At 68.3% G+C, this 14,431-nt stretch carries 16 protein-coding genes; 11 read left to right on the top strand and 5 right to left on the bottom strand.

Annotation, left to right across the window (positions count from 1 at the left end):
• The first annotated feature begins 61 nt into the window (after positions 1–61).
• Complete coding sequence (locus M2421_RS02450; RefSeq protein WP_259203002.1) at positions 62–766, top strand: hypothetical protein; 705 nt, start codon at positions 62–64, stop codon at positions 764–766.
• The gene (locus tag M2421_RS02445) at positions 753–1,046 is read left to right on the top strand and encodes a hypothetical protein (RefSeq protein ID WP_259203001.1); all 294 of its coding nucleotides are present in this window, start codon (positions 753–755) and stop codon (positions 1,044–1,046) included. The genes M2421_RS02450 and M2421_RS02445 overlap by 14 nt, the downstream gene beginning before the upstream one ends.
• A 10-nt stretch (positions 1,047–1,056) precedes the next feature.
• On the opposite strand, the gene M2421_RS02440 is transcribed toward M2421_RS02445, so the two are convergent.
• From M2421_RS02440 to M2421_RS02425, 4 genes are all read right to left on the bottom strand, one after another.
• A complete protein-coding gene (locus M2421_RS02440; protein ID WP_259203534.1) occupies positions 1,057–1,272 on the bottom strand; it encodes a hypothetical protein in 216 nt (71 codons plus the stop codon).
• Positions 1,273–1,339: 67 nt separating this feature from the next.
• On the bottom strand, positions 1,340–1,579 hold the full coding sequence (locus M2421_RS02435; RefSeq protein ID WP_259203000.1) for a DUF1653 domain-containing protein: 240 nt from the start codon (positions 1,577–1,579) through the stop codon (positions 1,340–1,342).
• A gap of 3 nt (positions 1,580–1,582) precedes the next feature.
• The gene (locus tag M2421_RS02430; protein WP_259202999.1) at positions 1,583–1,951 is read right to left on the bottom strand and encodes a response regulator; all 369 of its coding nucleotides are present in this window, start codon (positions 1,949–1,951) and stop codon (positions 1,583–1,585) included.
• Complete coding sequence (locus M2421_RS02425; RefSeq protein ID WP_259202998.1) at positions 1,944–3,101, bottom strand: PAS domain S-box protein; 1,158 nt, start codon at positions 3,099–3,101, stop codon at positions 1,944–1,946. The genes M2421_RS02430 and M2421_RS02425 overlap by 8 nt, the downstream gene beginning before the upstream one ends.
• A gap of 150 nt (positions 3,102–3,251) precedes the next feature.
• Between M2421_RS02425 and M2421_RS02420 the strand changes: the two genes are divergently transcribed.
• The 9 genes from M2421_RS02420 (at position 3,252) to M2421_RS02380 (ending at position 12,845) form a co-directional block, all read left to right on the top strand.
• Positions 3,252–6,362, top strand: a complete 3,111-nt coding sequence (locus M2421_RS02420; RefSeq protein WP_259202997.1) for a response regulator — start codon at positions 3,252–3,254, stop codon at positions 6,360–6,362.
• Complete coding sequence (locus M2421_RS02415) at positions 6,335–7,183, top strand: CheR family methyltransferase (RefSeq protein WP_259202996.1); 849 nt, start codon at positions 6,335–6,337, stop codon at positions 7,181–7,183. Before M2421_RS02420 ends, M2421_RS02415 begins: the two co-directional genes overlap by 28 nt.
• The gene (locus tag M2421_RS02410) at positions 7,183–7,767 is read left to right on the top strand and encodes a chemotaxis protein CheB (protein WP_259202995.1); all 585 of its coding nucleotides are present in this window, start codon (positions 7,183–7,185) and stop codon (positions 7,765–7,767) included. Before M2421_RS02415 ends, M2421_RS02410 begins: the two co-directional genes overlap by 1 nt.
• Positions 7,764–8,879, top strand: coding sequence for a hybrid sensor histidine kinase/response regulator (locus M2421_RS02405; RefSeq protein ID WP_259202994.1), 1,116 nt, complete (start codon positions 7,764–7,766; stop codon positions 8,877–8,879). The genes M2421_RS02410 and M2421_RS02405 overlap by 4 nt, the downstream gene beginning before the upstream one ends.
• A gap of 118 nt (positions 8,880–8,997) precedes the next feature.
• Positions 8,998–9,453, top strand: coding sequence for a manganese-binding transcriptional regulator MntR (gene mntR, locus M2421_RS02400; protein WP_259202993.1), 456 nt, complete (start codon positions 8,998–9,000; stop codon positions 9,451–9,453).
• On the top strand, positions 9,446–9,970 hold the full coding sequence (gene tadA / locus M2421_RS02395) for a tRNA adenosine(34) deaminase TadA (RefSeq protein ID WP_259202992.1): 525 nt from the start codon (positions 9,446–9,448) through the stop codon (positions 9,968–9,970). Before mntR ends, tadA begins: the two co-directional genes overlap by 8 nt.
• Before the next feature lie 98 nt (positions 9,971–10,068).
• Complete coding sequence (gene orn, locus M2421_RS02390) at positions 10,069–10,638, top strand: oligoribonuclease (RefSeq protein WP_259202991.1); 570 nt, start codon at positions 10,069–10,071, stop codon at positions 10,636–10,638.
• A gap of 68 nt (positions 10,639–10,706) precedes the next feature.
• Complete coding sequence (locus M2421_RS02385; protein ID WP_259202990.1) at positions 10,707–11,576, top strand: EcsC family protein; 870 nt, start codon at positions 10,707–10,709, stop codon at positions 11,574–11,576.
• Positions 11,577–11,732: 156 nt separating this feature from the next.
• Positions 11,733–12,845 (top strand): alkene reductase, encoded by a 1,113-nt coding sequence (locus tag M2421_RS02380; protein ID WP_259202989.1) that lies wholly within the window; start codon positions 11,733–11,735, stop codon positions 12,843–12,845.
• A gap of 933 nt (positions 12,846–13,778) precedes the next feature.
• Here M2421_RS02380 and M2421_RS02375 read toward each other — a convergent pair.
• A complete protein-coding gene (locus M2421_RS02375; RefSeq protein WP_259202988.1) occupies positions 13,779–14,288 on the bottom strand; it encodes a transposase in 510 nt (169 codons plus the stop codon).
• Positions 14,289–14,431 lie beyond the last annotated feature (143 nt).

The raw sequence follows: 14,431 nt of genomic DNA, 5'->3' as shown, positions 1-14,431 counted from the left end.
TCCGGCATGACGCGACAGGCACGCGCCGCCGCGCCACGCCGTCACGCCACCCAGGACCATGATGTACACAGGCACCGGTTTTCCCGGCGTCATCGGCGTCGACCTGCCGGGCCTGCGGGACGGGCCAGCAACGGGGCGGGTGATCGTGAGCGCATTGCTGGACGCCGTTCCGACCGAGGCGTGGATGCGGGTGTTGGACCGGCTGGCCTGGCCCTCGCTACGCCTTGACCATGGAGTGGAGCACTTACGCCTGGTCGGGCAGGGCATTCACTTCGTGGGAGACATCCGCAACGCCCGCGAGTTGTCGGCAGCGGTGCGCGCGCTGTTCGACCGGGTCACGGCCGAGGTCCTGGCGTCGCGCATCGCGGCACTGGAGAACCCGGACGATGAGGCATGGGCCGGCGGACCGGAGGCTGCGCTGCACGCATCGCGCGACCCGCGGCTGGCCGATGTCGCCGCGTTGCTGGCATTGCCGGCGGTCCCGGCATTGCTGGGCATGGCCAGCCGGATGACAGGAATGGGGTTGGTGGCGGTGGCGCGGGTGACTGCCGAGCGCTGGACGGCCTGTGCGGTGCACGACCTGCTCGGGTTCGGGCTGGCGCCGTGCCAGGACCTGGTGCTGGAAACCACCCTCTGCGACGAAATCCGCCAGCACCAGCAGACCGTGCAGTTCGACCAGGCCAGCCTGCATCCGGTGTTCTCCAGCCACCCGACACCGGCCCTGTACGGGTTCGAAAGCTACCTCGGTGCCGATGTTCCGCCGTGATGGCAGCCTGTTTGGCACGATGTGCGCGCTGGACCCGCAGCCGTCGCAGCTGGATGCGGTCGGCGTGCGCTGTTTCGAGGTGCTGGCCGCCTGGGTGGGGGCGCAGCTGGAACTGGACGAACGCCAGGCTCCCGGCGAAGACCGGTCGCCGCAGACCATCCGTGCCGCCCTCGATGCGGTGGCCGAACAGGCCGCGCGCATCGCCGCCGAGGCGGCACCGTCATCGGCGCTGCAGCAGACCGCGCAGCGGATTCGTGCATTGAGCATCCTGCCCGGTTGAGCCGCCCGCTTCAGGGATAGCGGCGAGCCATCAGCACCGGTGGCGGGGCAGGCGTGTCGGGCAACGCCGGGCGCGGCCCGTGCGCAAGCAGTTCGTTGGTCTTTTTCTGCTCGGCGAGGAGGTCGCGCAGCAGGTCCTTGATGCCAAAGATCACGAACGGGACAACCAGCCACACCAGGCCGATCACGGCTGCCAGCACGGCCCACACCACACTCACCATCGTCATCACGTTGCGTCCTGCAGTCGATGCGGGCACTCGCCCGCGGTGCCCGGCAGGGTAGCGATGATCGAGGTCAGTGGCTACCGTCAACCCGCGCAAATCGCGGGCGCATCACACCGTCCACGTTCACCTGCTCACAGAACATGGCGTAGGGGCGCACCCACACGCCGACGTCGCTGTCCAAGGGGCGATAGAGCACCAGCGGCTCGAGGGTCTCGCTGTGTCGGACGACCCCGAGCACTTCATAGTTGCCGCCCTTGAAATGCCGGTACTGACCGGTGGCGATGACCGGAAGCGGGGACAGCCCGTGCATGGGTCAGAGCGCCGGGGCCGGGGCCTGCAGCAGCGCCACCAGCTGGCGCAGCCGATACGGCTTGGGCAGGAACTCCACGTGCGCCGGCAGCGGCGGCAGCTGCGAGCGCGCGTAGCCGGACGCCAGGATCATCCGTGCCTGCGGCAGGGCTTCGGCGACGTGGGCGCTGAGTTCCACCCCGCTCATCCCGTTGGGCATGCTGATATCGCTGAACACCACGTCGAAGCCACCCGGTTCGCGCAGCAGCTGCACCGCGGTCGGGCCGTCATCGGCGGTATGGATCTCGATACCGAAATCCTGCAGCGCCTGGCCAATGAGTTCACGCAGATCCTGCTGGTCTTCGACCATCAATACGCGGAGGGGCTCAGGCATGTTCGACTTCCTCTATGGCGGGTAACAACAAACGGACAGTGGTGCCGCGCCCCGGCGCGGTCTGTACATCGACAAAGCCATCGCACTGCGAGACGAAGCCGAACACCTGGCTCAGGCCCAGACCGCTGCCCTTGCCGATTTCCTTGGTGGTGAAAAAGGGCTCGCTGGCACGCTCGGCAACGTCCGGCGGCATGCCGGCGCCTTCGTCGGTCACCGTGATGGCGACATAGCGACGGAGGGTGGGCTGGGCCGCGTCCGGGGCGAGGCGCTGTTCGAGACAGGCGGTGATGGTCACCGTGCCGCCTTGCGGCATCGCCTCGCAGCTGTTGAGCACCAGGTTGAGCACGGCGCTGTGCAACTGTACGCCATCGGTGGCGATCGGCGGTAGCTCCGGCGGCAGTTCCACCCGCATCCGCACAGTCTGCGGGCAGACCCGCTGCAGCGAGGGCAGCGCTTCGTCCAGCAGCTGCGGCACGCTGACCGGCTCGCGCACCAGGGTCTGGTCGGCGGAGAAGGCCAACAGCTGGCGGGTGAGCAACGAGCCGCGGTCGGCGGCGGCCTGCGCCAGCTCGATCAGGTCCAGCGTGCGCGCATCGGCGCCCGGGCGCAGGGCGATCAGGTCCAGGGCATTGCCCACGGTGGTAAGCAGGTTGTTGAATTCATGCGCCAGGCCCCGGGTCAGCCGGCCCACGCCCTCGAAACGCTGCAGGTGCTGGCGCGCACGCTGGGCGTCCTGCAGCAGGCATTGGGCCTGGTAGCGTTCGGTGATGTCCTGGGTGACCTTGACGAAACCGAGCAGCGCGCCGTGTTCGCGTACCGCCTCGATCACCACGCTGGCCCGGAAGCGCTCGCCGTTGCGGCGCACGCGCCAGCCTTCGCCGACCAGCCGGCCCTGGTCGCGCGCGCGGTCCAGGGTCTGCTGCGGCAGGCCCTGGCGCTGTTCTTCGGGGCTGTAGAAGATCGAGACGTGCTGGCCGATGACTTCCTCGGCCGTGTAGCCGTTGACCCGCTCGCCGCCGCGGTTCCAGCTGCAGATGCGGCCGTCCGGGTCGAGCAGGTAGATCGCATGGTCGGAGACATGGTCCATCAACAGCTTCAACTGCCGGCTTTCATCGACAAGCGGCGCCACGCTGGATACGACCTCGGCCACGACGGTAATGCACTCCCCTATAAGGGGCCGAACCGTAGGGGCGATGGTGTGAAGAACGTGTAAAGAGGGGCGAAAGGGGCTGACCAATGGCGGGTAACACTGCTTTTTGGGTTCAGGTACCATCGGCCCCCTTTTGAGCTGGAATTCCGCATGAATGCTGCGCCGACCGCTCGCGACCGCTGGATATGGGCCGTCTCTGCCGCCCTGATGGCGCTCACGCTGTGCCTGGAGATGGTGGTCCCGCTGGGCTATGCGGTGTGGCTGACGTATTTCATGGCGGTCGGGGTCACCCTGTTCCAGCGACGCCTGGCGGTACCGATGCTGGTGGCGCTGGGCTCGTGCGTGCTGCTGATGGTGGGCTACAACGTGGCCCCGTCCAGCACCAATTCGGCGTTCTCCTTCGTCAACCGCAGCATCGGCGGGGTGTCCTTCATCCTGATGGCGCTGACGGTGATGAAGGCGATCCAGTCGCGCCGCGTGGCGGCCGACGCGCTGTGGCTTCAGGAGGGCGAAAACGCGGTCACGGTGAGCCTGCGTGGCGACCCGGAGCCGCAGGTGCTGGCCGACGCGGCGATGCGTGCGTTATGTGCCCAGCTCGGGGCCGAAGTGGGTGCGCTGTACCGGCTGCAGGGCGATCGCCTGGTGCTGGTGGGCGGGGCCGCGCTGCCGGCCCAGCTGTCCGAGACCTTGCCTGCCGCCGCCGGCCAGTGGGGTGAGGTACTGCGCGCAGGCATGCCGCGCCGGCTGGAGGATGACCAGTCGCCGCTGGACATCGATACGCCGCTGGGCCGCAGCGTGGTGCGCCAGCGCCTGCTGGGCCCGATCACGGCCGATGGGGTGGTGATGGGCGTGGTCGAACTCGGGCGTGCCGGGGTGTCGCCGGCGCGCGCGCTGGAGCTGGACCTGCTGCTGCAGTGCGCCGAACCGATCGGCGTGGCGATGCGCGCGGCGCTTATGCGTGCCCAACTGGTGGAGTTGCTGGAGGAAACCCAGCGCCAGAGCGAGGAGCTGCAGACCCAGCAGGAAGAGCTGCGCGTGGCCAACGAGGAACTGGAGGAACAGAGCCGCAGCCTGCTGCACTCCCAGGCCAACCTGGAACAGCAGCAGGCCGAGCTGGAACAGATCAATGTCCAGCTTGAAGAGCGCACCCACGAACTGGAAGCGCGGCAGCAGGCGCTGCTGCTGGCGCAGGCGCAACTGGTGCAGAACAGCAACGAGCTGGAAGCCAGCTCGCGCTACAAGTCCGAATTCCTGGCCAACATGTCGCACGAGCTGCGCACCCCGCTCAACAGCGCGCTGATCCTGGCCAAGCTGCTGGCCGACAACAAGGACGGGACCCTTACCGCCGAGCAGGTCAAGTACGCCCAGGCCATCCATTCGTCCAACAACGACCTGCTGGCGCTGATCAACGACATCCTGGACCTGTCGCGGATCGAGGCGGGCCACGTCGAGCTGGTGGAAGAGGACCTGGCCGTGGCGAGCGTGCTGCAGCGCCTGAAGGACACCTTCGAACCGATGGCCGCGCAGAAGGGCCTGCAGCTGGAGATCGGTCGCGAGGCCGACGCGCCGGCGCACCTGGTCGCCGACAGCCAGCGCCTGCAGCAGATCCTCAAGAACCTGTTGGCCAATGCGGTCAAGTTCACCGAGCACGGCAGCGTGTCGCTCAAGGTGCGCAGCGCCGGGGCAGGGCGGGTGCAGTTCGTGGTCAGCGATACCGGCATCGGCATCGCCGAGGAACAGACCGCGGTGATCTTCGAGGCCTTCCGCCAGGCCGATGGCAGTACGCGCCGGCGGTACGGCGGCACGGGCCTGGGCCTGTCGATCTCGCGCGACCTGGCCCTGCGCATGGGCGGCGGCATCAGCGTCTCCAGCGAGCCGGGGCGCGGCAGCTGCTTCATCCTCGAGCTGCCGCTGCTGGCCCATGGCGGCGCCGCACCGCCGCCCAGCCCCGCGCCGGACGTGCGCCCGGCCCCCTTGGCGCCGGCGGTGCCCTTCAACGGCGGCCGCGCGCATGGCCAGGCACCAGTTGCGGCGGTCGCGGCGCCTGCCCTGCAGCGGGTGGCCGACGACCGCGGCCAGCGCAGCCGCGCCGGCCGGATGATCCTGGTGGTGGAGGACGACGTTTCGTTTGCCGAGGCATTGGTGGCGATGGCGCACGAGCTGGACTTCGACTGCGTGGTCGCCGGGACTGCCGAGGAGGCGCTGGCCCTGGCCGTCGAACTGCGCCCGAACGGCATCCTGCTCGACATCGGCCTGCCCGACGTGTCCGGGCTGAGCGTGCTGGAACGGCTCAAGCGCGATCCGGCCACGCGCCATATCCCGGTGCACGTGGTGTCCGGGCTGGAGCGCTCGCAGGTGGCCATGGAACTGGGCGCGATCGGTTACGTGATCAAGCCGGCTACGCGTGAGCGCCTGGTCGGGGCCATCCAGCAACTGGAGGCCACCAGCCAGCGCGACGTGCGCCGCCTGTTGATCGTCGAGGACGACAGCGAGCTGCGCACCAACCTGCAGTTGCTGTTGGGCCGCGACCAGCTCGAAATCACCGGCGTGGGCACCATCGCCGAGGCGATGGACGCGCTGGCCGGGTCCACCTTCGACTGCATGGTCACCGACCTGACCCTGCCCGACGGCACCGGTTACGACCTGCTCGAACGCATGGCCGGCAACGACGCCGTGGCGTTCCCGCCGGTCATCGTCTACACCGGGCGCGCGCTGACCCGCGACGAAGAACAGCGCCTGCGCCGCTATTCCAAGAGCATCATCATCAAGGGCGCGCGCTCGCCCGAGCGCCTGCTCGACGAGGTGACCCTGTTCCTGCACAGCGTGGAGGCGTCCCTGCCCAGCGACCAGCAGCGCCTGCTGCGCGAAGCGCGCCGCCGCGATGCGGTGCTGGATGGGCGCACGGTGCTGCTGGCCGAGGACGACGTGCGCAACATCTTCGCCCTGTCCAGCGTGCTCGAGCCGCTGGGGGTCACCCTGGAGATCGCGCGCAACGGCCGCGAGGCGCTGGACAAGCTGCGCCCGGAGATCGACCTGGTGCTGATGGACATCATGATGCCGGAGATGGACGGGCTGACCGCCATGCGCGAGATCCGCGCCGACAACCGCTGGCGCGACCTGCCGATCATCGCGTTGACGGCCAAGGCCATGCCCGACGACCGCGAACACTGCCTGCAGGCCGGTGCCAACGACTACATCGCCAAGCCCATCGACGTGGACAAGCTGGTCTCGCTGTGCCGTGTGTGGTGCTCGCGTCGATGAACGACACCGAGCTTTACGACCTGGAACTGCGCCTGCTGCTGGAGGCGGTGTACCAGCGTTACCACTACGATTTCCGTGATTACGCGATGGCCTCGCTGCGGCGGCGCATGCGCCACGCCATGGCGCGCTTCGACTGCGCCACCATGGGCGAGCTGCAGCACCGGCTGCTGCACGAGCCGGACACCTTCGCCCAGGCCATGCAGTATTTCACCGTGCAGGTCTCGGAGATGTTCCGTGACCCGGGCTATTTCAAGGTGCTGCGCGAGCACGCCATGCCGGTGCTGCGCACCTATCCGTCGATCAAGCTGTGGATCGCCGGGTGCAGTACCGGTGAGGAGGTGTGGTCGCTGGCGATCGTGCTGCAGGAGGAGGGCCTGCTGGACCGCGCCATCATCTATGCCACCGACATCAACCCGGAGGCATTGCAGGCGGCCGAATCCGGCGCGTTCGCGCTGGACCGCATGGCGCAGTTCAGCCGCAACTACATTGCCGCAGGCGGCACCGGCTCGTTGTCGGACTACTACAGCAGCGGCTACGGCAGCGTGGTGTTCGATCGCCGCCTGAAACGCAATATCGTCTTCGCCGACCACAGCCTGGCCACCGATACGGTGTTCTCCGAGGTCCACCTGGTGTCCTGCCGCAACGTGCTGATCTACTTCCAGCGCGCCCTGCAGGACCGCGCCATCGGCCTGTTCCACGAGGCCCTGGTGCACCGGGGGTTCCTCGGCCTGGGTAGCAAAGAATCGCTGCAGTTCGGCGACCATGCGAGCGCCTTCGAAGCCTGCGCACGCGAACAGCGCCTCTACCGGAAGGTCGCTTGATGGATACCGCGCCGGATCGCCGTCGATTCGAGCTGATCGTGATCGGCGCATCGGCCGGTGGGGTCAGTGCCCTGCAGGCGCTGCTGGCAGCCGTGCCGCCCGGGCTGGCCATGCCGATCCTGGTGGTGCTGCACCTGCCGCGCGACCGTCCCAGCCGCATCGCCGACCTGCTCGACCTGCGCTGCCCGCTGCCGGTGCGCGAAGCCGAGGACAAGCAGCCGCTGCAGGATGGCACGGTCACCTTCGCGCCACCGGATTACCACCTGCTGGTCGAGGACCGGCATACCCTCGCATTGTCCATCGACCCCCCGGTGCTGTATTCGCGCCCGGCGATCGACCCGCTGTTTGAAAGCGCAGCCGAGGTGTTCGGCGCCGGCGTGCTGGCGATCCTGCTCACCGGCGCCAGCAGCGATGGCAGCGAAGGGGTCGCCGCGATCCGGCAGGCCGGCGGGCAGGCCTGGATCCAGTCGCCCGACGATGCCTATTCCTCCTTGATGCCCGCCTCCGCCCTGGCCTACGCCGGTGCCGATGCGGTGCTTCCGCTTTCCTCCCTGTGCGTGCACATGAAAGGCCTTGAACGATGAACCTGATCGACCCTGCCGGGGCGACCGCCGACGAGTGCGTGAACCTGCTGATCGTCGACGACGTGCCGCAGAACCTGGTGGCGATGGAGGCGCTGCTGCGCCGTGACGGGCTGAACATCCTGTGCGCCGCGTCCGGCGCCGAGGCCCTGGAGCTGCTGCTGCAACACGAAGTGGCGTTGGCGCTGCTGGACGTGCACATGCCCGAGATCGACGGCTTCTCGCTGGCCGAGCTGATGCGCGGCTCGCAGCGCAGCCGCGACGTGCCGATCATCTTCCTGACCGCCTCGCCGAACGACCCGGTGCGCGCGTTCAAGGGCTATGAGAGCGGCGCGGTGGATTTCCTGCACAAGCCGATCGAGCCGCAGGTGATTACCAGCAAGGTCAACGTCTTCATCGAGCTGTACCAGCAGAAGCAATTGTTGAAGACGCGCAACCAGGCCCTGGAGCGCGCGCTCAACCTCAACGAAACCATGATGGCGGTGCTCACCCACGACCTGCGCACGCCGCTGGCCTCGATCCTGCTGTGCGCCGACAAACTTGCCCTGGATCTGCCGGCCGACCCGGCCGTGCAGCGCACCCTCGGCCATCTTGAAAGCAGCGCCCAGCGCATGGCGCGGATGGTGGAACAGTTGCTGGACTTCTCCAAGATCCGCACCGGCGGACTGCGCCTGCATCACGACGACTGCGACGTAGGCGAGGTCGCCGCCACGGTGGTGGCCGAGATCGCGCGGGCGCATCCGCAGGCGCGGATCGAGCTGCAGATGGACGGCGACACCTGCCTGCAGGGCGACCCGGACCGGTTGGCCCAGCTGCTGTCCAACCTGGTCGGCAATGCGGTACTGCACGGGGGCGATGCGCCGGTGCATGTGCAGTTGCGCGGTGTCGCCAATGGGCCCTTGCACCTGGCCGTACGCAACGCCGGCAGGATCCCCGATGAACTGCTGCCACGGCTGTTCGAGCCGTTCAAGGCCAGTTTCCATGACAGCCGTGGACTGGGCCTTGGGTTGTTCATCGCCAGCGAGTTCGCCCGTGCCCACGGCGGCACGCTGGTGGCGCGCAACCTCGACGGCGAGGTGGTGCTGGAAACCGCGCTGCAGCGTCGGGTGCGCTGAGCGCCGATGCCCGGCCGGCCGACGCGGGGCCGGGCCCGGGGGCGTTGACGGCTGGCGGGGTGCGTTAAACTGGCGCCCTTGCGGCCCTCGCCATCGCCGGCCGCCCGCTGGAGTTCCAATGCCTTCATCCGTGCGCAAGACCCCCCCGCTGATCGATGCCCAGGTCCACGTGGAGGGGTTCGTGCAGGTGCGCGAAGCGCGCCGCTCGGAACTGGTGGAAGACTACGTGGAGCTGATCGCCGACCTGATCGCCGACGGCCGCGAGGCCCGCCAGGTGGATATCGCCACCCGCCTCGGGGTGGCGCAGCCGACCGTGGCCAAGGCGCTCAAGCGCCTGGTGAAGGAGGGCTGGGCGGTGCAGCGGCCATATCGGGGGGTGTTCCTGACTCCGGCCGGGGAGGCGCTGGCGGTGGAAATGCGCGCCCGCCACCAGACCGTGGAGCGCTTCCTGCTGGCGCTGGGCGTGGACGCCGACTCGGCGCGTCGCGACGCCGAGGGCATCGAGCACCATGTGAGCGAGGCCACCCTGGCCGCGTTCGAGGCGTTCGTCCGCAAGGCCGACGGCCATGGTTGAGTCTGTAGCCAGCCCGCCGCCGCTGGGCGTGCCGGTCCACGACCGGGACGAGCACTGGATGCGGCATGCGCTGGCGCTGGCCGAGCGCGCCGAGCGCGAGTTCAACGAGATCCCGGTGGGTGCCCTGCTGGTGGGGGCCGACGGTCAGGTGCTGGGCGAGGGCTGGAACCTCAACATCGCCGACCACGATCCCAGCGCGCATGCCGAGATCGTGGCGATGCGCCAGGCGGGCAGGGCCGTCGGCAACCATCGGCTGCTCGGCAGCACCCTGTACGTGACCCTGGAGCCCTGCGCGATGTGCGCCATGGCCGTCGTGCATGCCCGCGTGGCGCGCGTGGTCTACGCGGCCAGCGATCCCAAGACCGGTGCCTGCGGCAGCGTGTTCGACCTGCTGGGCGATCCGCGCCACAACCATCGCGTGGAGATCCATGGCGGGGTATTGGCCAAGGATGCCAGCACGCGGCTGACCAATTATTTCCGCGCCAAGCGCGGCAAGCCGCCGCTGCTGCTGGAATAGCACCGTCGCAACGGCCGGGTGACGTCGGGGCGGTATCATGTCGACCCTGCTCATCCCGGTCGGCGCCCGCGGCGCCGTCCCTTGCACAAGGCGTAGACATGGCTGACAACGGCGCAGAAGGCGAACGACTGATCTGGATCGACCTGGAAATGACCGGTCTGGATACCGACAACGACGCGATCATCGAGATCGCCACCGTGGTCACCGATGCGCAGTTGAACGTGCTCGCCGAAGGCCCCGAGTTCGCCATCCACCATCCGGTCGAACGCCTGGAGGCGATGGACGAGTGGAATCGCACCCAGCATCGCCGTTCCGGCCTGTGGCAGCGCGTGGTCGAGAGCACGGTGACGCTGGGCCAGGCCGAGGCGCAGACGGTGAACTTCCTGGCGCAGTGGATCAAGGCCGGCGCCTCGCCGATGTGCGGCAACTCGATCTGCCAGGACCGCCGCTTCCTGCACCGCGAGATGCCGCGCCTGGAGAAGTACTTCCACTACCGCAACCTGGACGTGTCCACGGTGAAGGAACTGGCCAGGCGCTGGGCACCCGGCGTGGCCGCCGGGGTGGGCAAGACCGCCAGCCACACCGCGCTGAGCGACGTGCACGATTCCATCGAGGAGCTGCGCCACTATCGCCAGTTCATGGGCGCGCTGTCGGGGCTGCCGGGCTGACCGACCACGCGCCGGCCGCCGGCGGGCACGCACACGCCGTTCAACCGCCCGGCGCTATGATCCGGGCCATGAACGCCATCTCCCGCAGCACGCCACCCCCGCTGGAAACGCAGATCCTGCCGACCTCGCAGGACTGGGCCGACCTGCAGCGCGCCGTCGCGCTGCTGGAGTCGCCCACGCTCACCGCCAAGATGGCCAACCTGATCGGTTCGCCGCTGGAGTTCGCGGTGAAGAAGTTGCCCGCCGTGGTGTCCAGGCGCATCCACGGCGCGGTCGAGGCGGCGCTGTTCAAGTCCGCGCAGGCGGCGCTGTGGAGCATGGACAACACCCCCGGCAAGGCGGCCTCCACGCGCTGGCACAAGCTGGCTGCGGCGACCAGCGGCGCGGTGGGTGGGGCATTCGGGTTCACCTCGCTGTTCATCGAGCTGCCGGTCTCGACCACGATCATGATGCGCTCGGTGGCCGACGTCGCCCGCAGCGAGGGCTTCGACCTGCGTGAGCTGAGCACCCGGCATGCCTGTCTGGAAGTGTTCGCGCTGGGCGGCAATGCCGGCAGCGACGACGCCAGCGAAACCGGGTACTACATCACCCGTGGCTTCACCGCCGAGGTGATGCGGCACCTGTCGGCCGAGCTGGCCGGTCGCGCCGCTGGCGGGGGCGGGGTGATGATCGGGCTGACGCCGAAGGAAGCCGGCAAGTGGCTGGCCAAGATCGTGGAGAAGGTGGCCGCGCGGTTTGGCGTGGTGGTCACCGAGAAGTTCGCCGCGCAGGCGGTGCCGATCATCGGCGCGGTCACCGGGGCCACGCTCAATACGATGTTCACCGACTACTACCAGGACATGGCGCGGGGCCACTTCATCGTGCGCCGGCTGGAGCGCAGCTACGGCTATGAAACGGTGCGTGCGGCGTACACGATGCTGGCCGACCAGCGCGGCTGAGCGCTACCGGCGGCGTGCAGCGGCTTGTAGCGGCATGCAGCCGCGAGGCCGGGGGATCGTTGCGCTGGCGTCACAACTGTTTTGCCACGCCGACGCTGTTGCGTCGCCACGTGCGCCCCCATCCTTCGGGCAGACCTGTTCCGAAGGATATCTTCCATGTTGTTCACCCCCTACCGCATGGGCGCGCTGACGCTGCCCAACCGTATCGTGATGCCGCCGATGACCCGCTCGCGCGCGGCCGACGGCAATGTCGCCACGCCCCTGATGGCCGAGTACTACGCACAGCGCGCGTCCGCGGGCCTGATCGTCAGCGAAGGCACCCAGATCAGCCAGCAGGGCCAGGGCTATGCCTGGACGCCCGGCATCCACGACGAGGCGCAGATCGCCGGCTGGCGCGGCGTCACCGATGCGGTGCATGCCGCCGGCGGGCGTATCGTGGCCCAGCTCTGGCACGTAGGGCGCGTCTCGCACACCGCATTGCAGCCGGGCGGCGCGGCGCCGGTGTCCTCGTCGGCGCTGCTGGCCGAGGGGGTCAAGGTATTCGTCGATCCGCAGGGCAGGGGCCCGCAGGGCGGCGTCGGCGACATGGTGCAGCACTCCATGCCGCGCGCGCTGGCGATCGATGAAATTCCCGGCATCGTGAATGACTACGCCCAAGCCGCCCGCAACGCGATCGATGCCGGCTTCGACGGCATTGAGCTGCACGGCGCCAACGGCTACCTGATCAACCAGTTCATCGACTCGCAGGCCAACCAGCGCACCGACGGCTATGGTGGGTCGCTGCAGAACCGGCTGCGCTTCCTGCGCGAGGTGGTGGAGGCGGTGGCAGCGGCGATCGGTGCCGAGCGCGTGGGCGTGCGTCTGGCGCCGTTGACCACGCTGCAGGGCGCGGTGGATGACACGCCCCAGGCCACCTACCTGGCCGCCGCGCACGTGCTCGACAGCATCGGCGTCGGCTATCTGCACATCGCCGAAGCCGACTGGGAGGATGCCCCGGTGATGCCGGTGGCGTTCAAGGAGGCCCTGCGCATGGTCTACCGCGGCACGCTGATCTACGCCGGCAAGTACACCGTCGAACGCGCCGAGGAAGCGCTCACCAAAGGCTGGGCCGACCTGATCGCCTTCGGCCGCCCGTTCATCGCCAACCCGGACCTGCCGGCACGGTTGCAGCACGGCCTGGCGCTGAACGCGCCGGACAAGGCCACCTTCTTCGGTGGCGGCGCCGAAGGATTCACCGATTACCCGGTCGCCGAAACCGCCGACGCCTGACGGTCACTCGCAAGACCGACAATCAAGCAACGCAGCGCGCGTAGAGCTGACCGTTGGTCAGCTGTCCTCCGCCCCGACGTCGCGGTATCGGAAGGATCCGCCGCGTTGCGTACGGCAGCAGACCAACGGTCCACGGTGCGGCAGCCGACCAACGGTCGGCTCTACGGGTGCTGCGTTCGTCGCGATATCGGAAGGATCCGACGTAGAGCTGACCGTTGGTCAGCTGCTCTCCGACCAGACGTCGCGGTATCGGAAGGATCCGCCGCGCCGCGTGGGGCAGCCGTCCAACGGTGTAAGGTGCGGCAGCCGACCAACGGTCGGCTCTACGGGTGCTGCGTTCGCCGCGATATCGGAAGGATCCGCCGTAGAGCTGACCGTTGGTCAGCTGCTCTCCGATCCGACGTCGCGGTATCGGAAGTATCTGCCGCGTTGCGTGGGGCAGCCGACCAACGGTCCACGGTGCCGCAGCCGACCAACGGTCTACGGTGCCGCAGCCGACCAAAGGTCGGCTCTACGGGTGCTGCGTTCGCCGCGATATCGGAAGGATCCGCCGTAGAGCTGACCGTTGGTCAGCTGCTCTTCGATCCGACGTCGCGGCATCGGAAGGATCCGCCGCACTGCGTGCGGCAGCCGACCAACGGTCGGCTCTACGGGTGCTGCGTTCGTCGCGATATCGGAAGGATCCGACGTAGAGCTGACCGTTGGTCAGCTGCCCTCCGACCCGACGTCGCGGTATCGGAAGGATCCGCCGCGTCGGGTGGGGCAGCCGACCAACGGTCTACGGTGGCGCAGCCGACCAACGGTCGGCTCTACGGGGTGCTGCGTTCGTCGCGGTATCGGAAGGATCCGACGTAGAGCTGACCGTTGGTCAGCTGCTCTTCGATCCGACATCGCGGTATCGGAAGGATCCACCGCGTTGCGTGGGGCAGCCGACTAACACGCAGCCGACCAACGGTCGGCTCTACGGGGACGGGGCGTTGCGGGTGGTAGGTCGTCGATGGGCCATCGACACCACGCGAATGGATAGTGGCCGATTGCATGTGCCAAGCCGGCACGGACCGGGTTGGCGAGGATGTAGGCCGCCTGATGGCGCAGGTCTTCGTCGTTTCGCAGCGTGTGGTCAAAGTAGCCCGCCTGCCAGAGAGGCCCGCTGCGGTTCAATTGCCGATTCACGAGCAGGCTGCTGCGCGACTTGAACCGCTGCATGCAGCCACCGAGGGAGCCGTGTCGGAGCTGCATCAGCCAATGCACATGGTCCGGCATCACCACCCAGGCGAAGTTGCGGACCAACTGTTCCTGCGCCAGCGCCTGCATTACCTGCGCCACGTGCTGTGCCAGACAAGGCTGCCGAAAGTGAGGGACACGGGAATGGACGACGCTGGTCAGTGCATAGATGTTGCCGACGCTGGAGTGGCGGCCATGATGGAGGCGTGGGCTGGACATGCCATCAGGATGTGGCTGGCCTGACGCGGAAAAAATCAGGCTATGTCCATACGCGGTGTGGGGATGTGGGGTGGGGCAGCCGACCAACGGTCGGCTCTACGGGCTTGCAGCCGACCAACGGTCGGCTCTACGGTTTTGCAGCC

The sequence above is a fragment of the Stenotrophomonas sp. BIGb0135 genome (assembly GCF_024810105.1).
GTDB classification, from domain to species: domain Bacteria; phylum Pseudomonadota; class Gammaproteobacteria; order Xanthomonadales; family Xanthomonadaceae; genus Stenotrophomonas; species Stenotrophomonas maltophilia_AB.
Note: the sequence above shows the minus strand (reverse complement) of the source record. Positions and strands in the feature narration are given on the sequence as shown.

Bases quoted from the DNA above. Each gene is read 5' to 3' on its own strand.
- M2421_RS02405 (WP_259202994.1), top strand. From the start codon at position 7,764: ATGAACCTGATCGACCCTGCCGGGGCGACCGCCGACGAGTGCGTGAAC.
- M2421_RS02375 (WP_259202988.1), bottom strand. From the start codon at position 14,288: ATGTCCAGCCCACGCCTCCATCATGGCCGCCACTCCAGCGTCGGCAAC.
- M2421_RS02440 (WP_259203534.1), bottom strand. From the start codon at position 1,272: ATGACGATGGTGAGTGTGGTGTGGGCCGTGCTGGCAGCCGTGATCGGC.
- M2421_RS02430 (WP_259202999.1), bottom strand. From the start codon at position 1,951: ATGCCTGAGCCCCTCCGCGTATTGATGGTCGAAGACCAGCAGGATCTG.
- mntR (WP_259202993.1), top strand. From the start codon at position 8,998: ATGCCTTCATCCGTGCGCAAGACCCCCCCGCTGATCGATGCCCAGGTC.
- M2421_RS02410 (WP_259202995.1), top strand. From the start codon at position 7,183: ATGGATACCGCGCCGGATCGCCGTCGATTCGAGCTGATCGTGATCGGC.
- tadA (WP_259202992.1), top strand. From the start codon at position 9,446: ATGGTTGAGTCTGTAGCCAGCCCGCCGCCGCTGGGCGTGCCGGTCCAC.
- M2421_RS02445 (WP_259203001.1), top strand. From the start codon at position 753: ATGTTCCGCCGTGATGGCAGCCTGTTTGGCACGATGTGCGCGCTGGAC.
- orn (WP_259202991.1), top strand. From the start codon at position 10,069: ATGGCTGACAACGGCGCAGAAGGCGAACGACTGATCTGGATCGACCTG.
- M2421_RS02385 (WP_259202990.1), top strand. From the start codon at position 10,707: ATGAACGCCATCTCCCGCAGCACGCCACCCCCGCTGGAAACGCAGATC.
- M2421_RS02450 (WP_259203002.1), top strand. From the start codon at position 62: ATGTACACAGGCACCGGTTTTCCCGGCGTCATCGGCGTCGACCTGCCG.
- M2421_RS02420 (WP_259202997.1), top strand. From the start codon at position 3,252: ATGAATGCTGCGCCGACCGCTCGCGACCGCTGGATATGGGCCGTCTCT.
- M2421_RS02380 (WP_259202989.1), top strand. From the start codon at position 11,733: ATGTTGTTCACCCCCTACCGCATGGGCGCGCTGACGCTGCCCAACCGT.
- M2421_RS02435 (WP_259203000.1), bottom strand. From the start codon at position 1,579: ATGCACGGGCTGTCCCCGCTTCCGGTCATCGCCACCGGTCAGTACCGG.